This is a genomic window from Maritimimonas sp. 2405UD52-3, assembly GCF_056591715.1.
Window position 1 is genome coordinate 232,209 of the sequence record NZ_JBWQOL010000005.1, and the last position, 26,509, is coordinate 258,717.

The following is a 26,509-nucleotide window of genomic DNA, read 5'->3' on the forward strand; positions in this document are numbered from 1 at the left end:
TATTAATCGATATAATAATTAACAATTTTCTCTGCATTTGATCTCTTAAAATTCATGGATGCAGTAATATTATTTTTTGACAAAGATTGATAATAATTTTTATCCTCTTTTAGTTTTAAAATGTAATTTTTTGCATTATAAAGTTGTCTCTCTGTAAAGCATTCTGCATTTTTATATTTCAGAGAATAATTTTTTAGTTCAGAGTCTTCAGATGCAATATATAAAGATGGAATACCCAAACTCATCAGATTATAAGATTTGCTTGGCACGCTTCCCTTTGAGGTTTTTTCATCAAGTATTACAATCCCGACATCCGCTGCTGATAACGAATAGGGAAACATATCATCTGATTGAAAGGGCAAGAATTGACAATTCTTTAATTGCTTTTTTTCAACTAACTCTTGTAACACTTTCTTTCTAGGTCCCCTTCCAATAATTTGAAATAATATATTCTCATAATCACTCATTATTTCGGCCAAATCGAGCATTACTTCAACTTTATGTGTCAATCCAATATTTCCAGAATATTGTACAACAAATTTATTTTCTAAATTATGAAGTTTTACAAAGGGGTTCTCAGATTTAACAATTCGTTTGTTTTCATTGAAAATAGCCCAAATAGGTTGCACAATTATAGCTTCATCTTTAACATATTTTGAAAGCAGTTCTGCCATTTTGTCTCCAATTGTAAATATTTTAAAAGCCTTATTAAATGATTTTTTATTAAGTCTTGCCCATAAACGAAAAACAATATGGTTTTCTGACATACCCATAATCTTTAGTATATCAGGATAGATATCCCAAATTAACATACTAAATCGATTACCAACCAATAAATTTAAAAGGTAAGCCATTGGAGGAACAGAAATAAAAAATATCTCATAGTTCCGATACTTAGTTCTTAGTAAAAAGAAAATTCTTAACAAAGCTTTTAAATAGATTAAAAACTTACCAATACCGTGCTCTTCTCTCCATTTATTTATATAAGTAATCTCTATTTGTTCATCTAATAATTCGCCCTGGGTGTGCACGCTTCCAGTTATTAAAGCAACCCTCGCAAATTTTTCACAAAATTCATTGCAAATTCCTATAGTTAAATAATTAACTGCCTGATTAACAATTAAAATTTTTCTATTTTCAATTTTACTAGTTGATTTTCTACTCATTAATTAAAGTTTCACAAATTCTCAGATATTGTTTTGCCCTATCTGAAGCTGTGCTAAAAGTGTTTAATCTAGATACGCCATTTTCAATCAAATCCCCCTGAAGCTTCTTAGAGCTGGCGAGTTTTTTAATTTTAAAAGCAATATCATCAGCATCAGTAGGATTAATATAAATAGCTGAATTCTGACATATGGTGTGTGCAAAACCTAAATCGCTTGTTACTATAGGTTTTCTCATTTTCATAGCTTCAACATACGAAGCAGAAAAGCATTCAAGAAGTGTTGGCAAAAACATCGCATCGCACTCAGTGTATAACGATGGTGCATCTTTTATCTTTACAGGTCCTACATTTATAATATTTGGATAATTCTCACCTTTGGTCAATTTAAAAAAATCGGACTCCGGAAGTGTCACAATAAATTTTATATTCACCTTTGTATCTTTTAATCTTTTAACCACTTCAGGAATTATGTGTAAATTTTTATGAGGATACCAAGCTGATAATGTTAACAGTCTAAATTCATTTTGATTTTTATCCTTTAACCTGGCAGTAACACTAGTAAAATCTGAGAAATAACTATTTATTGTGTTAAATACCGTAAAGACTTTCGGCTTATTGAGAAATTTTTTGAGCCTTTTATTTACATCATTTGTCTGAACCACATATGCATCGCCGTCTCTTCTAAATACATAACGTGCGTAGACCTTCATCATTCTCCACCATACTCTTCTTTCAAATGATATTTGCTTAAAAAATGGTGATTCCGAGTATATATAATGTGGTAAATTATAGCCAATAAGGTGAGGGGCTTTAGGCTTCCAATATGAAGGGCCAGATGTTGTAAACACCACATCTGGTTGCCATTTTCTTTCAATTTCCTTAAAGAAATAATTATGAGATTTTAATTTAAAAACCATTGTTGCCGGTCTAAACGGGGCGTCATAGAAAGAAAAATTATCTGGAAAACTCTCCTTATTAATCATTTCGGAAAGAGTAACACCGAGAACTACAAAATATTGATTCTCTGAATATTTTTTACATTCTTCAATAAATGATTTTGCCACTTGAATTCCTCCTCCTTTAAAAGTAGAAGCTGTATTGATTAAGATTTTCAATTAACAATGATTTTTAAGAATTGCCTGGTAATATCATCAGAATTATATCGCTTACTATTAAAACTTGCTCTTTCACCCATTTGAGACCTTAAATTATCATTATCAATAAGGAACTCTAGTTTGTTTTGAAATAGTTGATCATCGAAAAGAGGTACTATAAAACCATCCTCTGTATCACTTATAATTTCGGAGGGTCCAGCTATGCAATCATAAGCCACTACAGGTAATCCTGCAGCCATGGCTTCACCAATAACATTAGGAAACCCCTCAGAACTAGAAGTAAAAGCGAAGATTTTACTTTTTAAGTAGTATTTGTTAACATCTTTTGTATTACCAACAAAATTTACTCTACCATTTAAACCTAAATGATCTGTCAATTTTTCAAGTTTCACTTTTGTATTCTGCTCTTTAGCATTAGAGCCAACAATAACTAATTTCCAGTCTTTTACTTTTAAGTTTGAAAATATTTTTATTAACCTATCTATATGCTTAGTTTCTATTAATCTGCCAACTGAAAGGATTATATTTTCTCTTTTAAAATTGTTATCAAATTTTAAATCTGGAATTGGGTTTGGTATAGAAACAATTTTTAGGTTTCTAAAGGTCTTCTTATAAATATTCTTGGCAAACTCTGTTTGAACGATTAACCCAGAAGATCTGGGGTATAAAAGTTTTCTTAAGTAATTTTGAAATCTACCTAAATCTTTTAGTGGAGTACTTCTATCAGCAATATAAATTGGAGTTGTTAAGCCACTATTGGCAAGTAAAACTAGATTATTCCAATACTCCCCAAAACTTAAAATCACATCAGCATTCAATTCTTTAATTTTTTTTCTTAAAAAAACAAGAGTTTTTAACGTGTTAAAATTTCGGAGTCTATTATTAAACTCAAATTTCGGTTTATGAATTTTAATCCCTGAATTCACATTATAAAAAACTTCCCTTTTAATTCCGAACAGAATAAAATGAACTTCAATATCATTTTTTTCGTAAAATCTATTTGCCAATTCTGAAGCGACCCTTTCCATTCCACCAACTCCCAACGAATGAATTGCTATTATAATTCTAGTCATTATTCTCTGCTAATAAATTTTCAATGATCCAACCTTGTGGTAGAAACTTCCCAGGATGCCAAGTTAAATTTTTATCCCAGAAACCTTCGCATTGATCATACGCTTCTACTGCAAACCCATAACTTATTTCAACAATTAAAGGATTTTCATCAATATCAAAAACAAAATCATATGCCAAACATTGGGCATTTAACTTTCTGGATGTTTCAAATGAAATTTCAACACATCGCTCATCAAACTCCTCCTTACCGAATTTCATCTCTCCGCTACCAGAAGCTCTGAAATCACCTTTTCTAACCATTCTTTTCAATGCAAAGGCTCTATCACCAATCACTACAATTCTAATGTCAAAATCATTATTTGGGATAAAATCCTGAGAATAAATATAGCCTCTTTCAAATCCGATAGTTTTAGAAAATTCTGGTTCTTTGTAAAAGCGTAGAATACCCTTAAAAACATCTTTTAAGTCCGTCAAGCCGTTCTTATACTTACGCCACCTTTCCTTCAAATTCTGTAAAGCTTGATACTGTTTAAATCCTTTGCTGAACGCCCTCTTTGTATATTTAATGGCTTCTGATCTTGTTCTAATCAATTTGACATTGGCTGAACCAGAACCCCCTCTTAATTTAAATACTTTTGGGAAGTCGGTTTTTCCTATCCAATCTAAAGCTTCCTCTTTACAATAAAAAACATACGATTTTACTAAAGGGGCATCTATGGCTTCCAGTAAGTATTTCTGCCCTACTTTATCATCAAAATGCCACCCAGTATTAAAATTAGGAAAAACTTTGATTCCAGCTTGTTCAAGAGAAAATAATAGTGCTTTTGCCGATAAAATATCTTTGGACATTGAGTGACTATGATGCCATAATAAAGCATCACAATCACTAAGTTGGTCTAGAATATTATTATCATAGCATCTAACTAATTTGTATGGTATATCTTTCTTCTCACAGTAATTTATCCATCTTGAATAAAACCCCTCTTTACCCTTGTGAATTGCGAATTTCATACTTTATTTTTTATTATATTCTATCCAACCGGGTGGCATTTTTGCTTTAATAGCAAGTTTATCATAATCTTTTAAGTTCACGGATTTCTTATTTAATTGGAAGCTTACCTCAGAGTCCTTTTCAAGGGTTTTAGCTGAAACTAATAGTGGTATTTTTTCAGAATTCATCCCCATCATTTTAGATAGCGCTAGATCGTTAAACCCTGAAGTATTTGTAAAACTCACTACTCCTAAAGGTAATAATTCTGGATTTAGAGGACCATCACCTTGTCCCCCAATAATTCCATCGCACAAAGAAAAAAATAAACGCTGTTTCTGTTCTTTCAATTCTCCCGCTTTTGTGCCAAAATATATTATCTGATTCAAATCCATAACCATACGCCATGTAGTATCATTACCATACCATCCAGCTGTTAAACTATGAACTTTCTTTGGAAAAGAGATTCTCCATAATAAAGAAGCAATCTTTGTCCATACATAATACTGCCATTTCCCTTTTTTCCTATTGGCGTTATCTAGGCTCAATTCTGACCAATATCTAAATTTATTATCACCAGGATAACAATCTCCTCCCATTGCTGTTCCTCCCAATCTATGATGTGGCAGAAAGTCTTTATCACCATTTAAGCCAACTATATTCTTTAAAGCCGAAGTAATTCCAGCTTTTTGGTGTGTCTTCACTTTTGGTATAGAAATTACAACATCTGCATTAAATAATTCTTTGGTAATACAATACTTATGAACACCGGGCCTATGTGATTCATGAAATCTATCCGGGTTATATACTGTAACTCTAAATTTATTAGTATCCTTTTCTGTTATAGGTTCAAGGTAACTTTTCTTTCCAACATCAAATATTACATAATTATCAATAGGTTCTTGTTGTTCAATTGCATTATTTAATTCAGGATCAAAATGAACTCTTCGAAAATCTTTAATAGATATAGGTGTTTTATACTCTTTCGAAAGGTTAACTACGCTTTCTTTTAAATTTTGAGTAACCATTTTACTCCAATGACAACCCTGTATGGGAGCATCACCAATTAGAATTTCTTTCGGTTTAAGATTTAAAACATATTTTACGGTTGCTAATAAAAAACTATCATGAGTTCTCAAACACCATTCATCCTCTTCAACCTTAGAATGCCTTACCCAATTTGGTTTTAATAAAACTTTTTTTCCTTCAATTACTTCAGGAGTTAAATACCCTTGAACAACTTCATCAATAAGGTCAAGTAACATATCTTGATCTTCATATACTTTTTTTAACGACTGCAGCTCTCTGGAAGTATTGGGGAAGACTGTTTTTATATTTACAAATGCTTTCATTTCTTTTAATAATCTATAATCTGCATAAAATTCTGTATTTTTTTATTAAAAATTTGATGAATTTTTATTTTTAAAACACTATTTCATAATTGTTAGTCACTATTTGCTATTAGTGAAGCAAGTTGGTCACTACTTAAGAATATAACATCTGGCCACTTTTTTAAGATATTTTTTAGTAATGTATCCAGTTTTTTCAGATTTTGATCTCTGTTTTTTTCACTGATACCACTAACATAATTTATTCTATGTGTAGAAATTACAGCTGGCTTATTCCAAAAAAAAGCTATTTGAATTTCTCTTAGTGCCTTCTTCACCCAATCAATTCTTTTATTTTCAAAAGGCTCAAATTTTACATTTCTTACGGTATAAATTTGGTTCAACTCATTTCTCTTTCCTGTATAATGTCTTTTTATATTAATCTTTCCATTTTTAATAATATCAGGCTCAAGCTGTCCTCTTTGGGTTTGCAATGATAAAACTCCTTTTTGATGTAAAAGCGATTCGATTTGTTTGGACCAAACATAATTACAGGCAATAAAAGATTTTGATTTAAAACCAAAGGTGTTTTCAAAAAGTTGTAGTCCTTCTTTAGTACTATCTCTAATTTGCCTCAATTCCTCTTCATTCTCAGCTCTATATGCCGCTAAATAATGACTTTGATACGCTGAACTCGTTTTAGTTATCAAACCATAAAAACCATAATCAAAGGAGAGTCTAGTATCCTTAAAATCAGTTCTGAGGTCTTTAAGCCATAAGGGTACATTTACATGCTCCCTTGCATGAAATTGTGGTTGGATTATTCTATCTCTAAAAGCTTTTTTCCATAACTGCTCAAAACTTGAACCATGGAAACGATCATAAGACTTAAAAAAATGTTCGTGATGAAATGCTTCAAATTTAGATTCTTTTATCTTCTCAAAATCAGGGTTTCCCATTACAGTATTCATAGTGAATAAAGGAAAATTGTTAACCAAATCCCTATGCTTTATAATAATAGAAAACAAATTTTCTAAATCATTTTCTGATTCTAAACAATCTAAAGACCAATTATCATTATTATCTACTCTAACTCCCTTCTTAATTAATATATCAGAAATCTTTCTAGAAGGCATACGGATACTACCCCAATCGTCACTTTCAAAAACAATGATTTTTTTCGAACTTCTCCAACCAATAACATTAGAGAGGTTAAGTTTTATATTTCTTACTATACTCATTTTATTAGATCATTTATTGAAACCGTATCTCCCACATTGAAAACTGCAAAAAAAGGATTACCAATAATTGTTGTTAAACTAGATGAATATAAACCAATACGAATAGAAACTACTATAAAAAGAATAAATGCAGGAGTCAAAACGTTAACCATCGTCCTAAAATTTATATCAACCTTGAATATATCTAAATATAAAAGAATTAAAATAAGGGCTAAAAATAACGGGAATATCATAAATCTAGTTCCTGAAGGCATATTAAGAAGTAAGTTCGCAGCACTAAAAAATATAAGTATCAACGAAAACAACTTCCTATATTCCAAATTTCTTTTCACAAAGGCGTTACCATAAAGAAAAAGATAAATTATGAGAGAATAAATTGCCCATCTTAAAGCACGTCCGTACCACTCAACATACCAAACTAAATTTGAAGTACTAACTTGACCGGTATTTGACTCTATTGTACTTTCAATTATGTAAGATTGAGATCTTTCCAACAATCTTTGAGGCAAGTAGCTCTCAATATCACCCAAAACACTTAGATCAATCTGCGAAACGAATAAAGTAAATATAAAAGTCAAAAAATATAAATTAAGTCTATTTCCGATTAGACGATAAATAACAAATATTGTGATTGGAATCAGGAAAGAAAAATGAATCAACCATGATAAATATATGTATATAAGTTTTTCTTTTTTATTCTCAAATATAAACGGAAGTAACCCGTACATAAAAACGTGAAATGCCAAATACATCCTAACCCCATTAATATACCATATAGGGGCGATCAATAAAAATGTAAAAATCAGCAATTTAATAGAAAATGTGAATTTACCTTTGAGTAACCCAAGAGTATACCAAATATTTCTTGAATAGAAATATCCAAAGAACACTCCATAAACCATAGTCAATATTCCTTTATTATCAGTAAATCTAGATACTAGGTATGTTATAGAAGTGTTAAAGATATCTATCTCACCAGACTGATCGAAGAAGGAAATAATTTCATTAATAGTAAGGGTAGTATAAGAGTGTAAAACAATTAACTGGTCTATATATCTATTAATATCAGAACCTGAATTTTCTTGACCAATGGCAAAAGCAAAACCATAAAAAGCACAAAATGCCCAAAAAATATTCTTTGCAAAAGGCCAAGAATAATTATTTAAAGCCACTAGCACAGACACAAAAGGGTTTATAAAAAATAATACCCAGCTGCTCGTTTTTTGGTTCACTTTATTTTATGGTTTTTAACTATAAATCTATTCCTCTTAATTTAACAAATCTAAAAATTTCAATGAAACATTCGTTATATCATAATCATTTAGATCATTATATTCAAATCGATTTTTATAATTTCTATTCAAAAATTCAGTTATAATACCCTCACTAAATTCTTTGTTTTTAATTAATAAAATTGGTCTTTTGGTCAAACTATAATCAATTAACTTACTTGGGGCTTGGTTAGTAGGATCATATTCTAAATTGATCAAAAAATCCATTTTACTTAGTTGATAAATTAATTCTTTACGTGGTAGATAATCTCTTACAAAAATTTTGTTTCCAAGTTTTTTTATATAAGGATCAGTAAATTCTTTTTGGTTATTATAAATTATAAATCTAAATGGCAGATCTATTGTTAACAAATAATCTAAAAGCCTCCTAGGATCCCTCGAGTTCTTCATAAAGCTTCCAGCATACGCAAAAGTCACAACTTCATTATTAATTGGCTCGTTTGATATTATAATTTCCTTGAAATTGAACCCTTGAGGAATGATCTTATATTTAGAATCAAATTCTCCAAAAAAATACTTTTTTAAGCCTTCAAATGGTATTGAAATATAATCCGCCTTTTTACTAAACCACTTTTCTAAGTATTTAAAGTAAAACAATTTTCTAAACGAATCATGGCTTGAGAAATAGTATGGATCACCACAATCCGCAATCCAAATTTTGGAAATGGGATTACTCTTTCTTCTAGCCCAAGCTACACCCCAATGAATTGGGAAGGGTACAGCTATAGAAATTAATAAATCGTATTCTTTTTCCCTTTTCAATTTTCTTTTAACTTGATACATCAATTCAATATCTGGGTATTCGAATAATTGAATTAAAGTTCTTCTAAGTAGTCTTCTTAAAATCTTTGCAACTGTATTTTCGCTATCTGGATTAATTCTTTTTAAAACTCTTTTACCCAGATTCTTAATTGTAACCCCGTATTCTTTTTCAAACTTCTCATGATTGGGTTTATCTTTTGGTATGTATAATACCACACTATGCCCTAATCTCGAAAATTCTTTAGCTAATTCTGTAGTTCTAAATGATCTAGGATTATTTTCAGGAAAAAATGTGCCTGAAACAATGAGTATTCTTTTTTCTTTCATTTAAATAAAAATCGTATAAGATAAAGTTGGGTTTAAACATACTATAGCACGATCTCAAATTTTTTCATCCAGTGTCCAAACATAATTAATCTCCAATAAGAAAAATTAAATTTTTCCTTTCCGGATATAATATCATCAAAATAGTCTAGTGCTTCAGGTTTTATTATTCCTTGCGAATACTCTATACTATCTCTTAATAATTCTCTAAACGTTTGAGTAAACTCTTCTTTAACCCATCGCTCATCAGGGGCCACATACCCCATTTTATCTTTTCTATTATATATTTTATTAGGAATAGTATCTTTCATGGATTCCAATAATATTCTTTTTGTCTGTCCCGGAATATCTAAATATTCAATAGGTAAACTATGACAAAACTCAACCAAACGATGGTCAAGAAATGGAACTCGTGCCTCTATTGAATGAATCATTGAATTACGATCCTCCCATCGAAGATACATGGGCAAAGGCGACTTAGTGAGTTGACCTTTCGAAATCGTTTTATAACTGGTAATTTTAGGTAACGAATTCATGATTACTCTGCTAGTATCTGCAAGTAAGACCTTATAGTCCAAACAATAAAACCACTTTTTTGCATCCAAAGAGTTACTAAATGTTCTATTATATCTTTTTGGAAATAAAGAAGTAAAAATTTGTCTTAGTGATGATCTTACAGCTAATTTTATTGCTTCGGCAAAAGTACATTCAAACTCTTTTTTAATTTTGCCAATATTTAAAGAATCTAAGGCCTTTTGTTGCTGTAATTTTCTAAATGCTCCATAACCTCCCAAATATTCATCTGCGCCTTGACCATTTAGTAAAACTGTTATATCGTTTTCTTTTGCACTACGATCAACTAAATAGGCTAAATATGGACTCATTGAACCTATCGGCTCATCCATTTGGTAAATTATCTGATCAATATTACTAAGCACTTCTTCTGGATCAGGAGTAATTAAATGAGAATTGACATTTATTTTATCCAATACTATATCAATCCATTTTTTCTCCGAATATTTTGAATCTCCGTCTACTGCTGAAAAAGTATTTTGAATTTCTACTTTACCCTCTTTATCTAAAAGTTCATTCACTACACAAGTAATGGACGATGAATCAACTCCGCCACTTAAAGTACATCCAACTTTCACATCAGCTCGTAAATGCATTTGGACCGATTCAAAAAATTTGTTCTTAAATATTTCTTTTGCTTCCCCGAAAGATCCCTTAAACATATTTTGTTGAGGATTATACCATTTGAAGGAATCAATTTTATTGTTAGATTCAAAACGATAATTTTCAATATTTAAGAATATGGCATGGCCGGGTTCTAGTTGATAAACACCTTTGAACATAGTTTCATTGGTATGGTCAGTTTTATATCCATAAATATAATCAAAGGCTCTTTGATGATTCAATTTAGGACTCCACTCTTTATTTTCGGTAAATTGCTTAATTTCACTTGCAAAATAAAAATCTCCTGATTCTGAGACCCAGTAATACAAGGGTTTGATTCCGAATCGATCTCTTGACAAAAAAAAGTTTTTGTTTTTGATATCAAGAATAGCAAAAGCAAACATTCCCATAAATCGATCTAAACAATCGGAACCCCATTCTTTATATGCATTTAGAATGACTTCTGTATCTGAGTTTGTAAAGAAATTGTGACCTAATTGTTTCAGTTCATTTCGAATCTCAATAAAATTGTAAACTTCTCCGTTATAGGTGATCCATAACTCTTCTTCTTTATCACACATTGGCATATGTCCCGCTGGTGATAGGTCTAAAATCGAGAGTCTGCGATGCCCAAAAGCAATATTAAAATCGCCGTAGTTTTTTTTTACCTCTAAAACGGGCTTATAAGGAAAAGTGCTATCCCACGCTTCCATTGAAGTATCTTCACTGCCACCAGTTGTGGCTTTCAAATCCTTATCAAAAAAAACAAATCCTTCATCATCGGGCCCACGGTGACTAATTATTTGATTCATTCTTACAAAAGATGAAAAATCTATTATTTTTTGACTCAAAACACCACTTATGCCACACATGCTAGGTCTAAAAATTTAATTAAAATAAATCTTTTTAATTACCAAGTTTTCTCAAAACTTTGAGGATCAAACTTCTTATATGATTCCTTGAATATACTACTTTGATTATTTTTCAAACCAAGTTGATTCTTTTCACCAAAAACCCTAGATAATAATGCTATTGGGGTTAAAAAAAGGTAAAAAACAACTGTTAAAAGTACATTAGGAATAATTAAACTTAGCAACCATGTCAATTTCATCCAAACAAAATCAATTTTTTTTGAAATAAATTCTGACAAAACTCCTGAAACTCCAATAACTAAAGCAGTATAAAGTGCCCATTCCCATTTGAATATAGCATATACCACTATAAATCCGACGGTTATTACTAATACTGTTTTTACAGAATCTGATTTAATCTTTATTGAGCTCATAATTTTAAAATATGGTATAAATAAATGGGGCCAGGGCCGAACTACCTGCAAAAACAATTAGAATGCCCAATAATAATAAAAGTATAATTACGGGTGCAAGCCAAAACTTCTTTCGCTCTTTCATAAAATGCCATAAATCCTTTAAAAAATCCATTTTTATTCTTTTTTATTAATATTTTGATTAATTCTTTCCTTGATCCGATCTGCAATGATCTTATTTCCTTCTGGTATAACGTGACACCAATCTATATAATATGCTTTACCATCAAAACTATTGGTAAGGTCAAGAACATGATTGCTCAATTTACGATATTTCTCATCTTCGTTTAACAATTCACGAACTCGTTTATAAAATGGCTTATATGTTTTCATCAATAGCTCTTCATATTCGTCAAATGTTAGATAGTCAATTTTTGGTTTTCCAACAGATACGTTAGGTTGTAGAACAGCTAAAAAGTTTGAGTCGTTATTTTCAGATAGATCCATCATAGCATTCCAACTATCGAGCATAGCTCTAGCAACAATATTTGTTCTTTCTTCGTTTAAAACAATGTCCATTTTTTCCTTTATAACCCTCTTATTTTTGAATCGTATCACTGTATTTTCCAAAGGTCCAATAAAAAAATTACGATAAGTCAAATCGGTAATATAATTAGGCATTTCTTTCTTTTGCTTTAATTTAGATTTCATTTTACTTTCAGCAATAGTAGAAGTACCATTATTATTATTCAAAAAGCCTACAGCATCATTAACTCCATCATAGGTTATCACCCAATCAGCTTTTACCCCCGAATTAAATTTAAGCAACAAATAAATATAACTTTGCATTGCCCTGTATGCGGATTCACCAAAGTTCTTTACAAAATAATTATTTTCTTCTGCGACGAAAAATGCAGGGATTGTTCCATTATCAGGTGCTCCGGTTCCCCACATTGTTGATCCGCCCAAAAATAAAACTTTTGTTACACTGTCAGTTGCATTATTAATTTGTGGTGTAACTCTATCACCTAATGAATCAATATTAATATAAGTTGACTTAAATGCTTCCTTTCTCCATCCTACATAAGATTCATAATTATCATCTTTCAGTTTATTAAAATCATTAAAATATTGCTTTGCCCAACTTTTATCACTATAATTAGGGAGTAATGCTCGTGGATCAATACGCTCAGTTTTCTTTTTAAAAACATCATTCTTAAGATAGTTTATAAATCGTCTAGATTCCCAGCCCGTAATTGCAAAAAAATTCAGAAGAATTAAAAAACCCAGAAAAATTCCAATATTGATTAAAATTGTTCTTGAAATACTCTTTTTTTTCATTTCTAGTCCATTTTAAACTTTACTCTCCACTTATCCCTATTTTCCCATTCAGGCTGTTCCTTTTTAACATATAAAAAATCATTGATTACCAAATAATCCATTTCCGTACTCATAAAACAACGATAGGCGTCGTATGGTGTACAAACTATAGGTTCACCACGTACATTAAAACTAGTATTTACCACCAAACCATATCCTGTTTGTCTTTCAAAAGCATCAATTAATTTCCAATAACGTGGATTTGTTTCCTTATGAACTGATTGAATCCTGGCAGAAAAATCAAGGTGTGTGATAGATTGTAAGTCACTCCTTTCAGTATATAATCGCTCAAAAAATGGTAAATTATAATAATTTTCTGGCAATGTCTTCCTTCTTGACTTTTTTACTGGAGCAACAACCAACATATATGGCGAATCAGTATCAAGATCAAAATATTCAGATACTTTTTCCGCCAAAACTGATGGTGCAAAGGGTCTAAAGCCTTCCCTGTATTTTATTTTTAAGTTTAATTTCTTTTGCATTTGCGGATTACGTGCATCTCCTAAAATACTTCTATTGCCAAGAGCTCTTGGTCCAAATTCCATTTTTCCTTGAAACCATCCAACGACATCACCTTTGGCCAACTTTTCAGCAACTATCTTTGTTAAATCAGAAAAATTATCATATTTCTTAACATTAGCCTTAACCTTACGGTTCATCAAGTGGATTTCCTTATCGGAATAATCAGGACCCAAATACGAGCCTTTCATAGTATCCATTTTATTAGTAACGACTCTTTCATTATTAAAATACATATATTCAATTGCCAATGCCGCTCCTAATGAACAACCAGCATCTCCGGCGGCAGGTTGTATATATACATTTTTAAATATATTTTCTCTGAGTAATTTTCCATTTGCAACACAATTAAGTGCTACACCTCCTGCCAAACATAAATTATCAGACCCCGTTAATCTTTTTACTTCTTTGGCCATTTTAATAACAATCTCTTCTGTAACCAGTTGAATGGCAAGAGCAAGATTACAATGCTTCTGCTCAATATCAGTTTCGGGTTCTCTACGTCCAAACCCAAAAAGGTTTGTCCATTTACTCTCTTTGACCATTCGAAGACCAGTTGCATAATTAAAATAATCTTGATCTATCCAAACGGAACCATCCTCTTTTATTGAAATTAAATTATTTTTTATTAAGGATACAAAATTACTTGTTTCTTCAGCTTCAGGGTTCCCATACGGGGCTAAACCCATAAGTTTATATTCTCCAGAATTAACAGTAAACCCTAAAAAGTAGGTGAAGGCACTATACAATAAGCCAACAGAATGTGGAAATTCCATTTCCTTTAATATCTCAATATTTTTTCCTTTACCTTTACCTATTGACACTGTACTCCACTCACCTACCCCATCTATTGTAAGAATTGCAGATTCCTGATATGGTGAAGGATAAAAAGCACTTGCAGCGTGAGATAGGTGATGTTCAGGAAATAAAAGTTTGACCTTTTTCTTATCATATGGTCCAACTTCATTTAAGCCATCATATATTAATTTTTTTAAGAACATTTTCTCGTTTAACCATACCGGAATAGCTTTTAAAAAAGACATTAACCCTTTGGGTGCAAAAGCATAGTATGTTTGAAGTAATCGTTCGAATTTAAGTAACGGTTTGTCATAAAATACGATGGCGTCTAATTCATCAATTTCTAAACCTGTTTCTTCTAAACAGTACTTTATGGAATTTTTTGGAAAATCTGGAGTGTGTTTATCTCTTGTGAATCGTTCTTCTTGTGCAGCGGCAATAATTTCCCCTCCAATAGTAATCGTAGCTGCTGAATCATGATAGAAAGCTGAAATGCCTAAAATATTTTTTTGATTCATTCTTATTTTTTAGTTTTAATAAATATAAAATTTAGCGAGCAAAGCTATGGAATTTTGGATTTAAATCTCTTCTTAATCATATCAAAAGCATAACGAATCGCAAAAAGCCAAACCGACTTATTTAAAGCCTTAGCATATTTTAAATATTCGTTCGGAGAAACATGACGGATACTCACCGGTAAAATATCCTCATTGATCAAGAGATTATGATATGCTAGTAGTGCTCGTATGTTCTTCGCATTCATGGCACGCATTAAGGGTAATAAAACGTATTTTAAAATACTCGTATTGATAAACTCTTTCTGTAAGGAACTAAGTCGATTAGTTTCTATAAATGATAACAATTTCTTAATGGAAATAATATCTCCTTTAACAGCTTCAAAAGATGTACCTATGTTCGATCTTGATGCAGAACCCGGTCTTTCAAAGACCTGATAAAAATCACAATTTTCAAAACCTACCCGATTAGCCAATGTAAACAGCATTCGAATAAAAACTCCATCTTCTAAATGAACAACACCTACGGGGTACCTAATATTGTTCTCAATAATTAATTTTCTTTTATATAAATAACCAACTGATGAGTCAAAAAATTGAAAACTCTTGTCTTTTTCATAAAAAGCCTGAGGCCCATCATATATTTTATCCTTTATTGTTTCATACCCAACCATATGAAAAACCTCGCCGTCAGATCTTATAAATGATCTTCCACTTTGCAAAATGTCTAAATTATCTTTCTTTGCACGATCATAAAGTCTTTTTAATAAATTAGCATTTACAAAATCATCCGGGTCAGTAAATACTAAATATTCTCCAACAGCATTTTCAATACCTTTATTACGTGCTGCTGAAACCCCTTTATTTTCCTGCTCAATTAATATAATATTCGGAATTTCCTTTTGTAAATTCTTAACTATATCAGCAGAATTATCCGGTGATCCATCATTAATAACGATAATTTCGTAATCATCGAATGCCAATTCTTTGTCCCTAATACTTCTAATACATTTTTCAACATAAGGTTCTACGTTATAAACAGGAAGAATAAAACTTAACTTTTTCATTCATTAAGTATTTGATCAAATAGGTCAACAAATTGTTTAGCTTGTAATTTTCGAGAAAATTGTTGTGTATACTCTCGATTTACATTAATTGTGGTCTGTCCTTTTTCTTTCCATTCATTTAATTTCTCCAATAAAAAATCATAGGTTTCTTCTACTGTTCGAGCCGCAATACCGGCTTTGGCTTTTTTGATGGAATCCTCTAATATATTTTCATCACTTCTAACACATAGTATAGGTCGTTCCATAGCTAAATATTCAAAATATTTTGTTGGCATAATACCTTTGGGACCATCCTCCTTGAACAAATTCGTAAATAATAGAAGTATTGATGAATCCGCTAATACCTGTGGAACCGCTGATGTATCTATATAATCCATAAAATCAACAAAATCACTGATCTCCTTATAAGCCGTGTTTTCTAAAATAGGGCGCCTTCTATTTTTAGGAGTAAAGAACTGGATACGAAAATTACTTTTACTTATGAAACCGTCTTGAGCCAATTTTTTAACGGCGATAAAAAAAAGTGTGGGATCACTATATTCTGAACTAAAAACCATACCAGTATATGTAACTTTAAAGATCTCTTGAGGTTTACCAGGTTTAGGATAATAATACTCTGGGCAAAATCCATTATAAATTAAATGTACATTCTTATTGTATTTTTTTAATTGCTCAACATGCCATGGAGAGATGCTAATCAAAGCATTTGCACATTTAAATCTATAATTTCTTCTATTAATAGAGAAAATATGGTAATTATGTTCAATTTTATTAATGATACTTTTAATAATTCCTTTTTCCCTATTTACGATTTTATGTTTTTGTTCATTGAGATCTCTTAAATCTGCGATCCACATTAAATCCCATGCTTGAGCCACCTGAAATGCTGCATCCAATAAAAATGTGCGGTGTGACGTTGAACAAAGAATTAAATCATAATCTTTAGCATTAAGTTCATTAATTATTCTATCTGAAATTAATTTTGCATTTCTTTCGTGAGCTTTTTTTTGTGTAAGTAACCTCAATATTTTGTCCTTTGTGCTTTTCAAGGGAATCTTTAAACCTCGTACACGCATTACCCGTTCAGATCCGACTAATGATTTAAAACTACGATCGCCATCCTGACCACGTGACACAATATCTGCGGTCCAACCCAAATTTTTCATGTTTTTTACAAGATACCCCATCCTAGGCGCAAAACTTGGAGGATATACATCGCAAATAATTAATATTTTTGGCATAACGTACTTATCTTTGATTCTAGTTTTAATAAACCTTTATTGGTTTATAGAGGTTATTTCAATACATAAATAGAGGTCTCTATTCTCTTGTACCAATATGACTCTATTTCTTTCTCTGTTAGCCATCAAAGGAGCATGCAAGCATCTCATCAATTCAACAGCTTGCATTTAAAATTTTAAAATAACTTTTTATCACATCACTATTTCTAAAAGATTCCATTTTTAACCTTGACCTTTTGGTCATCTTATCAAAAAGAGATTTATCAATTTGCTTTAAAACTTCAATTACCTCCTCTTCGGTATTATTTATAACAAAGGCTTCATCCTCTGTAAAGTATCCGTCCATTCCAGTTTGTTTCCGCCCAATTATTAAAAGTCCTTGGGACGCCGCTTCAAAGTAAACCCTACCAAAAGTTTCGGGATAACTAAGCATTATAAATATTATGTTTTTTTTGTATAATCTTCTTATTTCTTCATGTTCAAGAAAACCATAAAATGTAACAGCATCTTGCAAATTAAGTTGTTCCACTAATTTTTCAAGATTTTCTCTATAGGGTCCATCACCAACAATAGAATAGTTAATTTTCACCCCTTCTTCAATCAACTTTGCCACACTTTTTATTACTGTTTGTATTTGCTTCATTTCAATCAAACTTGCTACGGTAATTAAGCCAATATTTTTTTGATCAAAAATTTTAGGAACATCTATATACCACTCGTCATCTAAACCATGAGGAATTAACTCTGTTGAATACAGTTCATTAAGATTCTTTTGAAGCTCGGCGCTGGGTGTTGTTACGGTCTTTGCATTTAATAATACTTTTTTTAAAAATTCATTCTTATATAAATCATGATAAAAACCCCTTAATGTTACCACATACGGTATACCGAACCTCTGATTAATTTTATAGGCATAAAAAGCATCTTCTAGAGTATGTGCATGTATTAAAGCTGGTTTAAAACCTTTAACATATTTGTATAATCCATTTTTATAAAATGCAAACTGGTACTTTAAATCATAAAACTGTCCAAAACCACCTTTTTTTGATAGTAGGGCAAAATAACCTTCAAAAAAATAGATTGGTAACTGATATTGCTTATCTATATAATTTTTATCTTGAATAATCTTTTGTCTTTTTTTTAATGAAGATTTTATAAAAGTAGCCCAATAAGGTATATGCGACAAAGGCATAATAAAAATGCTTTCAATGCCATACTGGTCTCTAAGATTGGCATAAATTTTTAATGTGATATCATTGACCGTTGGAAAACCCTTTATAGGTAAAAAACGAGAAATATTAAGAACCTTTATAGAATTCATACCTCCCAATAATCTGATTCTTTATTACCATAATGTAATATCTTAGTTATTTCTTCATCAAGCATTTCATATATTTTCTTTCTTTCTTCTAATGGAAAATCTATTTCATAATTAATTTCTTTTTGTAAGGATATATTTAATCTAAGCATTTCATTGATTTTGTTAAATAAATACTTTAAGAGCTTAAATTTTCTTAATTTAACCACCCAACTCCTTTCTACTTTCTTTCCTTTGCTTGAATTTTTAACTTCAAAAAAATGATCCCCTGTTAAATACTTAATATCTAAAAAAGAGCAAATACTTTTAAAAACTGATTCTGGGTCTGCTTTCAAATCTTCAAAAAACAGAAGCAAAATATTTTTATCATCAAAAAAAGATCTATAATTATTAATATGTGTCCAATACTTTGTTGCTTCTAAAAAAGCAGGGTATTCATATACAGCTTCTAAAAAATTCTTAGGCATTAGAGGAACTTCTACATCACTGTAGATTTTATAAACATGTCTATACCAGTGGCCGGTATGTAATGTTTGTCTCCACACTGACTTTAATCTTTCAATAGGTTCTCTAACAATATAAATGATCTTTGCATTTGGGTTATACTTATGAATTCTTTCAGGAATATTAGGTATAACAGTAGTTTGAGAGTAAATTACAGAAGCTTCTCCAATTATTCTTTCATTTTTTACCCTTGCAAAAATGTCTTCATAATCATTTAATCTATTTTTGTAATCACTAAAAGAAAACAAACTCGGTTCTTTAGGAACAGACATAAAAACATCGGGGTGCGCGCTTAGCATATTCCATAAAGTGGTTGTTCCACCCTTCTGAGCCCCAATAATAAATAAATTAGGTTTACTTTGATTTTTGAAGTTCATATTTGTTTCTTGATCTTTATTTGAGCATTTTTATGGATTTCATTTTATTCGATCTGATCTATCGCATCTAATTTTTTTTCACTCATTAATCTCAATACTGTATTTACACTTTGAATCAAAGTCATCCACAATCAAATTAAAAAAACTAATTGTTGGGCAATAAACCAAATCCGAGCTTCTAGACGCGTAATACAAATTACATCACATGCAGCAAATGGTATATACTATAAATGCTCACCTTATTCCTTGAATAAGATAGTTAGTAGTTCCATCAATTCTAGCAAGTATGGGAGTTACTTTCATATCTTTAATAACTGGATTATACCGTAACTCAACATCTTTGACACTATCAAAGTAGCGAACGTGGCCAGCACTTGGGTAACTAGGCACGGTTCCCAATATTATTGTACCTGGGCGAATTTTTTCCAGAACTTCAATATCTCGTTCAACATGTTCAAGAAACTCCATTATCAAAACAACATCATATTCTTCCGTAGTAATTAACTGATCTTCGAACACGTTTGCAACCACAAACTTGTATTCTGGACAAACCTCCCGCGCTTTTTTAATACGCGCTGCACTAAAATCAAGGCCTATATAATCTTGTATTCCAATATCACGAACAAAACAAGCAAATTGCCCTGGGCCACACCCAATATCAAGAATTCTCTTTGGATTCACACTACGGATACGATCGGCTACAACGGTCCATAAAGGGTAATAATGTGATTCTGTGTAGTGGTTTTTCCAATGTTTTGATTTATGATAGGTATGATCATAGAACTCTCTAGGTTGTTCGACCCCATACTCAAACTTGCTAGTGCTTGACTTTTGGTTTCCTCGCAATTTCAATATAGCACGCCAAAGTATAGGAGGAGTTATTTCATGTAATATATTTTTTATCATTTGTCTGAAAAATCAATTTATTATTTCCTTTAACATAATTTGTATTTCTTTTAACACTTTTTCATTAAACATTTTAAATAATAAAACCCAACCTAACATAAATAAGGTGGTTATAAAAATTATTTGAACATAATCCGGGTAATTATAAATATATTTTAATAAAAATAAACCCAAAAACACCAAAACGATAGCTGAAATAAAATGGACTTTGATATTATTTAAAAAATCTACTATCCTTAATTCAATTATTTTGGATACATTATATTGAACTGGTATAAAATTAATAATAAATGCTATTAAATATGCAATTGCTACTGCGTTGATTCCATATTGAACACCTATTATAATGGCAACAATTATGATTACACTTGTAAACAATCTTAAATAAAAAAGGGTTTTTGTTTTGCCCTGTGAAATAAAAATATTTCCGTTTAATGCGAGAACTGATTGTACCGCCCCAACAAAAGCAAAAGCTTTTAGTAAAAATGTCATATCAACCCATCTATTTCCTAAAAAAAAACTAACCAATGGTTCTGCAGCCACAAATAGAATTCCCATCATGGGGAAGGTAATAAAAGCTATAATTCTATTTATTTTTAAATAAATTGTTTTAATACGCTCTTTATCATCTTGAATCAATGAAAAAGAAGATAACATAACCGATGAAATTACACCACTTATCTTAGTTAATGGTAGCATCATCAAAGCATATGCTTTTGAGTATAAACCCAGGGCTCCAGGACCTAAAAATTTACCAATTAATAAGTTGTCCGTGTTACGGCTCCAATAATTCAGGGTATTTGTTCCAAATAGTGGAATACTGAATTTTAAATGTACTTTTAAACGGCTTAATGAAAATAGAAATTTAGGATGCCAGCGAACAATAACTAATAGTAAAATTGTAGTTACGATTGAAGTGGTTAATTGCTGATAAACTAAGGTCCATACTCTATAATTATTTAATGCCAGATAAATTGCCAGCCCTCCCCCAATCAATGCAGCTATTAAATTGATGAAGAATATCAGTCTAAAGTTTAACCTTCTTCTTAAAACAGTTGACGGTATCATACCAAAAGCTTGAGTGGTGAAAAGTATAGCCATGAATCTTGCAATTCTTACTAATTTAGGCGAATCATAAAATGCAGCAATATAATCACTACTAAAAAACAAAATGGCTGACAAAAAAACACCTAACAACAGATTAGCATAAAACACCGTGCTTTTGTCTAACTCATCTATTTCTTTCTTTTGAATTAATGAAGTAGCCAGTCCAAAATTTGCTAACACATTCATAAAACCCGTAAAAACGGCAACCATACCTAATAGACCAAACTCCTCAGGTTCTATTAAACGCATCAATAAAATACCTATACCCAGAGTAATTAACTGGGTAATAAACTGGTTAAGTGTATTCCATTTTAAAGCAGATACAGTTTTTAATTTATGCTCCTTTTGTTTCATTATTATTACGCCTTTTACTTATAAAAAAAGTATCTCTTTCAAAATGGTTCGCTAGAGCATAAATATAAGCGCTAGGAATCATACATTGAAAATTTTTTTCAAGCTTTAAAAACTTTTAAGCAATTTGTTTTGAGTGCCCTATTAAATTTTCGATAATAACTTCAGAACTATTGCCTTTTCCATATAAATAAGTGGTATTATCAACAATATGATTCATATTGTTATGGATATTTTTTGTTAAATTTTTATCAATTGGCAATAGTACATTTACATTATTATCTACAAGTTCAACCCATTCTGTAGTGTCTCTTAATGTAATACAAAATTTATTAAAAAAATAAGCTTCTTTTTGTAACCCACCACTGTCAGTAACTACCACCTTACAATGATCTAAAAGATAAATCATTTGAAGATAGCCTACCGGATCAATAGTCTTAAAATTAATTTTTAAATCATATTTCTCTATAAATCTTTTGGTTCTAGGATGAAGTGGTAGAACTATATTTTCACCCATTTCAGCCAATTGATTAAGAGATTCTATTACTTTGGTTAACTTATATTTGTCATTTGTGTTTTCTTGTCTATGCAGTGTAACCAATATAAAATCGGCGCCAATATCTGCTACTTTTTTCATCTTATCTTTATAAAATAATGCACTCTCATACATAATATCACCAGAGTTCACAATTTCAACCTCCTTATCCAAAAAACCCTCTTTGGCAAGATTTTGAATAGCCGTTTCTGTTGGGCAGAACAGTATATCACTAATTTGATCCGTAAGTATTCTATTAATTTCTTCAGGCATTTGCATATCAAAAGAACGCAATCCTGCTTCAATATGTGCAACTTTAATATGCATCTTTTTTGCTGCTAATGCCCCAGCTATTGTAGAATTAGTATCTCCATAAACCAAAACCCAATCAGGCATTTCATCAATTAATATTTTTTCTATTTCTTCAAGCATTCTGCCAGTCATGGCACCATGAGTAAGGCTATTTATATTAAGATTATAGTTTGGTTTTGGTATACCCATTTCATTAAAAAATATCTCACTCATATTTTTATCGAAATGTTGACCAGTGTGTACTATAACTTCATTAATATTTTCATGTTTTGAAATTTGATGGCTAAGACAAGCTGCTTTAATAAACTGAGGACGCGCACCTAAGATAGTTACTATTTTCATTTTTTATTATGAATAATAAATTGTCTCAAAAGAATTATGATGTATAGTAATTATAGTATTTATCTAAGCCTTCATTAAGTGAGGTTTTATACTTCCAACCTAAACTATTTAGTCGATTGACATCAGTAAGTTTTCGCATGGTTCCATCTGGTTTTTGATCATTAAAGAATAATTCTCCCTTAAAACCAATAAACCTTTTTATCTTACTACTTAGATCTTCTATTGATACTTCTTCACCCGTGCCAATATTTATATGGGTATTTCTTATTTCTTTATCATTATTATTCAAATCTGAAAAATTAATATTACTCATGAGATGTACGCACGCGTCTGCCATATCTTCACTCCACAGGAATTCTCTCATAGGCTTTCCGGTACCCCATATTTCTACTTCTACGTTCTTATTATCTTCCATTTTTATCCCATATTTCTTTAGAATATTTAAGATCATTTCTTCTGAGTCTTTTCCGGAAATAGTTTCAATAGGTAACTTATTTAAATCTTTTCTAATAATATCCCAGTTACCTTCTTCTAACGCTTTTCCTAAATAAATTTTACGTAACAATGCTGGTAAAACATGAGACTTTTCTAAATCAAAATTATCATTAGGGCCATATAAATTGGTAGGTTGAACCGCTATAAAATTAGTGCCATATTGAATATTATAACTTTCACACATTTTTATACCTGCTATTTTAGCAATAGCATAAGGCTCATTGGTATACTCTAAAGTATCAGTCAATAAATACTCTTCTTTCATTGGTTGAGGGCAGTTTTTAGGATAGATACAGGTACTTCCTAAAAACAACAGTTTCTTTACTCCGTAAACATAGGACTGATGAATTACATTATTTTGTATCATCAAGTTTTCATAAATAAAATCTGCTCTATAGGTATTATTGGCAACAATACCTCCAACCTTAGCGGCTGCTAAAAAAACATATTCAGGTTTTTCTTTTTCAAAGAATGATTCTACCTCATTTTGATTTATGAGGTTCAACTCTTTACTAGTTCTGGTAATTATATTATTATAACCTTTAGATTTTAAGTTATTTAGAATGGCAGAACCAACCAATCCTCTATGCCCTGCAATATAAATTTTTGCTTCTTTATTCATAATAATTTAGAATATCATACCCACCATTGCGAAGAAATTGATCTTTTTTCATAAGACTTAAATCACTTTGCATCATATCTTTTACAAGGTCTTCTAATTGATATTCAGGCTCCCAGCCTAATTTATTTTTGGCTTTAGAAGCATCTCCTATAAGTAACTCAACTTCAGTAGGTCTGTAATATCTAGGATCTATTGCCAAAACCTCTTTACCTAATTCAATTTGATATTCAGGATTTGAACATGATTTTATATAAGCTTTCTCATTTTCTCCTTGGCCTTTAAACTCTAATTCTACTCCAGCTTCTTTAAAAGCCATTTTTACAAAATCTCTAACAGTAGTTGTTTTACCAGTTGCTATGACCCAGTCTTCAGGGGTCTCATGTTGTAATAGCATCCACATCATTCTAACATAATCTTTTGCATGCCCCCAATCTCTTTTAGCATCTAAATTTCCAAGATAAAATTTGTCTTGCAAGCCCAGTGCAATTTTAGAAACTGCTCTTGTAATTTTTCTTGTTACAAACGTTTCTCCTCTAATTGGTGATTCATGATTAAATAAAATACCATTACAGGCATACATTCCATATGCTTCTCTGTAATTAACAGTTATCCAATATGCATATAGCTTTGCGACAGCATATGGGCTTCTTGGATAAAATGGTGTTTCTTCAGTTTGAGGTACTTCCTGAACTTTACCATATAACTCTGATGTTGAAGCTTGATAAATTCTAACTTTTTTCTCCATACCTAAAATACGGATTGCCTCTAAAAGACGTAAGGTACCGGTACCATCTGCATTAGCAGTATATTCAGGCATATCAAATGATACATGAACATGGCTCATTGCAGCAAGATTATAGATCTCATCTGGTTGCACTTCCTGAATAATCCTAATAAGATTTGTACTATCTGTCATATCTCCATAATGGAGTATGAAATTTTGATTTTCTATATGTGGATCTTGATATAGATGATCAACTCTATCTGTATTAAATAGTGATGACCTCCGTTTAATACCATGCACTATATATCCTTTTTTTAATAAGAATTCGCTCAGATATGCACCATCTTGTCCGGTTACACCGGTAATTAAAGCTACTTTTTTGTTCAATGTAAAATGTTATTAAATTATACAATCATACCAGCAGCCACCGTTTCATTTGTGGCTTCATCAATTAAAACGAAACTACCAGTTTCTCTATTCACATCATAGTCATCAAACATAAGAGGAGCAGTAACTCTAAGGTTTACCTTACAAATATCATTCATGTTCAAGTTTTTATCATCTTCTATTCTTTTGAATGTATCAATATTTACCTTATAAATTACTTCTTTGATAATAGCCTTCTGTTCATTTGAAGTATGCTTTAAAATATATTTGGCTTTTGGTCTAGCTGCTTGGTCATTCAGCCAACAAATCATAGCAGAAATATCTTGACCAATTTTGGGTTGATTATTAGATTTTACAATCATATCACCCCTACTTATATCAATATCATCTTCTAAGGTAATTGCCGCAGACATTCCTGAAAAAACTTCTTGAACTTGCTTCTCCAAATAATTAATAGAATGAATTTTTGATACTAAACCCGAAGGTAAAATTTTTACTTCATCACTAACTCTAAAAATACCACTAGAAATTCTACCAGCATACCCCCTGTAATCTCTATATTTTTCATTTTGAGGCCTTAAAACAGTTTGCACGGCAAATCGCGCATCTACCATATTATTATCACTACTAATGTGCATAGTTTCTAGTGTATGCAATAACGGTGCGTTTTGGTACCAAGGCATATTTTGAGATCTATGAACAACGTTATCTCCTTCTAAAGCACTTATAGGAATATACCGCACATCTTTAATCATCATCTTAGAGGAAATGCCTTCATATTGTGAAACAATATCATCAAATACTTCTTCTTTATAATCAACCAAATCCATTTTATTTACACACACGATTACATGCGAAATTTGCAATAAAGATGCTATATAAGAATGTCTCTTCGTTTGTTCAATGACTCCTTTTCTGGCATCTATTAAAATTAAGGCTACATTCGCAGTAGAAGCGCCCGTTACCATGTTGCGCGTATATTGAATGTGACCAGGCGTATCAGCAATAATAAATTTTCGTTTGGGTGTTGTAAAATACCTATATGCTACATCAATTGTTATACCTTGTTCGCGTTCATCTCTTAACCCATCAGTAAATAATGCAAGATCAACTTTATCTTGACCTTTTCTTTTACTTGTTTGTTCTACAGCAGTAATTTGATCTTCGAAAATTGATTTTGAATCATATAATAATCTACCTATCAAAGTACTCTTACCATCATCAACACTTCCTGCAGTGGTAAAGCGAAGTAATTGATTGTTATCTATATTGCTCATCGT

At 31.0% G+C, this 26,509-nt stretch carries 23 protein-coding genes; all 23 read right to left on the reverse strand.

Annotation, left to right across the window (positions count from 1 at the left end; translation table 11 throughout):
* Positions 1 to 2: 2 nt before the first annotated feature.
* Positions 3 to 1,166, reverse strand: coding sequence for a glycosyltransferase family 4 protein (locus AC1EU5_RS12945; RefSeq protein ID WP_480192821.1), 1,164 nt, complete (start codon positions 1,164 to 1,166; stop codon positions 3 to 5).
* Complete coding sequence (locus AC1EU5_RS12950) at positions 1,159 to 2,280, reverse strand: glycosyltransferase (RefSeq protein ID WP_480192822.1); 1,122 nt, start codon at positions 2,278 to 2,280, stop codon at positions 1,159 to 1,161. The genes AC1EU5_RS12945 and AC1EU5_RS12950 overlap by 8 nt, the downstream gene beginning before the upstream one ends.
* Positions 2,277 to 3,353, reverse strand: coding sequence for a glycosyltransferase family 4 protein (locus AC1EU5_RS12955; RefSeq protein ID WP_480192823.1), 1,077 nt, complete (start codon positions 3,351 to 3,353; stop codon positions 2,277 to 2,279). Before AC1EU5_RS12955 ends, AC1EU5_RS12950 begins: the two co-directional genes overlap by 4 nt.
* Positions 3,346 to 4,365 carry an ATP-grasp domain-containing protein gene (locus tag AC1EU5_RS12960; RefSeq protein ID WP_480192824.1) on the reverse strand — a complete coding sequence of 340 codons (1,020 nt, stop codon included), beginning with the start codon at positions 4,363 to 4,365 and terminating at the stop codon, positions 3,346 to 3,348. The genes AC1EU5_RS12955 and AC1EU5_RS12960 overlap by 8 nt, the downstream gene beginning before the upstream one ends.
* 3 nt (positions 4,366 to 4,368) lie before the next feature.
* A complete protein-coding gene (locus AC1EU5_RS12965) occupies positions 4,369 to 5,694 on the reverse strand; it encodes a DUF362 domain-containing protein (protein ID WP_480192825.1) in 1,326 nt (441 codons plus the stop codon).
* Between the two features lie 92 nt (positions 5,695 to 5,786).
* Positions 5,787 to 6,911, reverse strand: coding sequence for a hypothetical protein (locus AC1EU5_RS12970; RefSeq protein WP_480192826.1), 1,125 nt, complete (start codon positions 6,909 to 6,911; stop codon positions 5,787 to 5,789).
* Positions 6,908 to 8,143, reverse strand: coding sequence for a hypothetical protein (locus tag AC1EU5_RS12975; RefSeq protein ID WP_480192827.1), 1,236 nt, complete (start codon positions 8,141 to 8,143; stop codon positions 6,908 to 6,910). Before AC1EU5_RS12975 ends, AC1EU5_RS12970 begins: the two co-directional genes overlap by 4 nt.
* Positions 8,144 to 8,179: 36 nt before the next feature.
* Positions 8,180 to 9,292 (reverse strand): glycosyltransferase, encoded by a 1,113-nt coding sequence (locus AC1EU5_RS12980; protein ID WP_480192828.1) that lies wholly within the window; start codon positions 9,290 to 9,292, stop codon positions 8,180 to 8,182.
* A 41-nt stretch (positions 9,293 to 9,333) separates the two neighbouring features.
* Positions 9,334 to 11,337, reverse strand: a complete 2,004-nt coding sequence (asnB, locus tag AC1EU5_RS12985; protein WP_480192829.1) for an asparagine synthase (glutamine-hydrolyzing) — start codon at positions 11,335 to 11,337, stop codon at positions 9,334 to 9,336.
* A 38-nt stretch (positions 11,338 to 11,375) separates the two neighbouring features.
* On the reverse strand, positions 11,376 to 11,750 hold the full coding sequence (locus AC1EU5_RS12990) for a hypothetical protein (RefSeq protein WP_480192830.1): 375 nt from the start codon (positions 11,748 to 11,750) through the stop codon (positions 11,376 to 11,378).
* Between the two features lie 4 nt (positions 11,751 to 11,754).
* The gene (locus AC1EU5_RS12995; protein ID WP_480192831.1) at positions 11,755 to 11,904 is read right to left on the reverse strand and encodes a DUF5989 family protein; all 150 of its coding nucleotides are present in this window, start codon (positions 11,902 to 11,904) and stop codon (positions 11,755 to 11,757) included.
* Positions 11,905 to 11,906: 2 nt separating this feature from the next.
* Entirely contained in the window at positions 11,907 to 13,070 is a 1,164-nt protein-coding gene (locus tag AC1EU5_RS13000) for a hypothetical protein (protein WP_480192832.1), read from the reverse strand.
* A 2-nt stretch (positions 13,071 to 13,072) separates the two neighbouring features.
* Positions 13,073 to 14,944: a carbamoyltransferase family protein gene (locus AC1EU5_RS13005; RefSeq protein ID WP_480192833.1), complete on the reverse strand. Its 1,872-nt coding sequence runs from the start codon at positions 14,942 to 14,944 to the stop codon at positions 13,073 to 13,075.
* 44 nt (positions 14,945 to 14,988) lie between these two features.
* Positions 14,989 to 16,008 (reverse strand): glycosyltransferase family 2 protein, encoded by a 1,020-nt coding sequence (locus AC1EU5_RS13010; protein ID WP_480192834.1) that lies wholly within the window; start codon positions 16,006 to 16,008, stop codon positions 14,989 to 14,991.
* Positions 16,005 to 17,249, reverse strand: a complete 1,245-nt coding sequence (locus tag AC1EU5_RS13015) for a glycosyltransferase family protein (RefSeq protein ID WP_480192835.1) — start codon at positions 17,247 to 17,249, stop codon at positions 16,005 to 16,007. Before AC1EU5_RS13015 ends, AC1EU5_RS13010 begins: the two co-directional genes overlap by 4 nt.
* Positions 17,250 to 17,403: 154 nt before the next feature.
* Positions 17,404 to 18,570 carry a glycosyltransferase gene (locus AC1EU5_RS13020; protein ID WP_480192836.1) on the reverse strand — a complete coding sequence of 389 codons (1,167 nt, stop codon included), beginning with the start codon at positions 18,568 to 18,570 and terminating at the stop codon, positions 17,404 to 17,406.
* The gene (locus tag AC1EU5_RS13025) at positions 18,567 to 19,448 is read right to left on the reverse strand and encodes a sulfotransferase family protein (protein WP_480192837.1); all 882 of its coding nucleotides are present in this window, start codon (positions 19,446 to 19,448) and stop codon (positions 18,567 to 18,569) included. Before AC1EU5_RS13025 ends, AC1EU5_RS13020 begins: the two co-directional genes overlap by 4 nt.
* A gap of 234 nt (positions 19,449 to 19,682) precedes the next feature.
* Positions 19,683 to 20,294: a class I SAM-dependent methyltransferase gene (locus AC1EU5_RS13030; protein ID WP_480192838.1), complete on the reverse strand. Its 612-nt coding sequence runs from the start codon at positions 20,292 to 20,294 to the stop codon at positions 19,683 to 19,685.
* A gap of 72 nt (positions 20,295 to 20,366) precedes the next feature.
* Entirely contained in the window at positions 20,367 to 21,815 is a 1,449-nt protein-coding gene (locus AC1EU5_RS13035) for a lipopolysaccharide biosynthesis protein (protein WP_480192839.1), read from the reverse strand.
* A gap of 115 nt (positions 21,816 to 21,930) precedes the next feature.
* Entirely contained in the window at positions 21,931 to 23,001 is a 1,071-nt protein-coding gene (gene wecB, locus AC1EU5_RS13040; protein WP_480192840.1) for a non-hydrolyzing UDP-N-acetylglucosamine 2-epimerase, read from the reverse strand.
* Between the two features lie 34 nt (positions 23,002 to 23,035).
* The gene (locus tag AC1EU5_RS13045) at positions 23,036 to 24,118 is read right to left on the reverse strand and encodes a GDP-L-fucose synthase family protein (RefSeq protein ID WP_480192841.1); all 1,083 of its coding nucleotides are present in this window, start codon (positions 24,116 to 24,118) and stop codon (positions 23,036 to 23,038) included.
* Positions 24,111 to 25,229, reverse strand: a complete 1,119-nt coding sequence (gmd, locus tag AC1EU5_RS13050; protein WP_480192842.1) for a GDP-mannose 4,6-dehydratase — start codon at positions 25,227 to 25,229, stop codon at positions 24,111 to 24,113. The genes AC1EU5_RS13045 and gmd overlap by 8 nt, the downstream gene beginning before the upstream one ends.
* Before the next feature lie 17 nt (positions 25,230 to 25,246).
* On the reverse strand, positions 25,247 to 26,506 hold the full coding sequence (locus AC1EU5_RS13055) for a sulfate adenylyltransferase subunit 1 (RefSeq protein WP_480192843.1): 1,260 nt from the start codon (positions 26,504 to 26,506) through the stop codon (positions 25,247 to 25,249).
* Positions 26,507 to 26,509: the final 3 nt, after the last annotated feature.

Coding starts and splice junctions, on each gene's coding strand:
- AC1EU5_RS12945 (WP_480192821.1), bottom strand. CDS start 1,166: ATGAGTAGAAAATCAACTAGTAAAATTGAAAATAGAAAAATTTTAATT.
- AC1EU5_RS12955 (WP_480192823.1), bottom strand. CDS start 3,353: ATGACTAGAATTATAATAGCAATTCATTCGTTGGGAGTTGGTGGAATG.
- AC1EU5_RS12960 (WP_480192824.1), bottom strand. CDS start 4,365: ATGAAATTCGCAATTCACAAGGGTAAAGAGGGGTTTTATTCAAGATGG.
- AC1EU5_RS12965 (WP_480192825.1), bottom strand. CDS start 5,694: ATGAAAGCATTTGTAAATATAAAAACAGTCTTCCCCAATACTTCCAGA.
- AC1EU5_RS12970 (WP_480192826.1), bottom strand. CDS start 6,911: ATGAGTATAGTAAGAAATATAAAACTTAACCTCTCTAATGTTATTGGT.
- AC1EU5_RS12980 (WP_480192828.1), bottom strand. CDS start 9,292: ATGAAAGAAAAAAGAATACTCATTGTTTCAGGCACATTTTTTCCTGAA.
- asnB (WP_480192829.1), bottom strand. CDS start 11,337: ATGTGTGGCATAAGTGGTGTTTTGAGTCAAAAAATAATAGATTTTTCA.
- AC1EU5_RS12990 (WP_480192830.1), bottom strand. CDS start 11,750: ATGAGCTCAATAAAGATTAAATCAGATTCTGTAAAAACAGTATTAGTA.
- AC1EU5_RS12995 (WP_480192831.1), bottom strand. CDS start 11,904: ATGGATTTTTTAAAGGATTTATGGCATTTTATGAAAGAGCGAAAGAAG.
- AC1EU5_RS13000 (WP_480192832.1), bottom strand. CDS start 13,070: ATGAAAAAAAAGAGTATTTCAAGAACAATTTTAATCAATATTGGAATT.
- AC1EU5_RS13005 (WP_480192833.1), bottom strand. CDS start 14,944: ATGAATCAAAAAAATATTTTAGGCATTTCAGCTTTCTATCATGATTCA.
- AC1EU5_RS13010 (WP_480192834.1), bottom strand. CDS start 16,008: ATGAAAAAGTTAAGTTTTATTCTTCCTGTTTATAACGTAGAACCTTAT.
- AC1EU5_RS13015 (WP_480192835.1), bottom strand. CDS start 17,249: ATGCCAAAAATATTAATTATTTGCGATGTATATCCTCCAAGTTTTGCG.
- AC1EU5_RS13020 (WP_480192836.1), bottom strand. CDS start 18,570: ATGAATTCTATAAAGGTTCTTAATATTTCTCGTTTTTTACCTATAAAG.
- AC1EU5_RS13025 (WP_480192837.1), bottom strand. CDS start 19,448: ATGAACTTCAAAAATCAAAGTAAACCTAATTTATTTATTATTGGGGCT.
- AC1EU5_RS13035 (WP_480192839.1), bottom strand. CDS start 21,815: ATGAAACAAAAGGAGCATAAATTAAAAACTGTATCTGCTTTAAAATGG.
- wecB (WP_480192840.1), bottom strand. CDS start 23,001: ATGAAAATAGTAACTATCTTAGGTGCGCGTCCTCAGTTTATTAAAGCA.
- AC1EU5_RS13045 (WP_480192841.1), bottom strand. CDS start 24,118: ATGAATAAAGAAGCAAAAATTTATATTGCAGGGCATAGAGGATTGGTT.
- AC1EU5_RS13055 (WP_480192843.1), bottom strand. CDS start 26,506: ATGAGCAATATAGATAACAATCAATTACTTCGCTTTACCACTGCAGGA.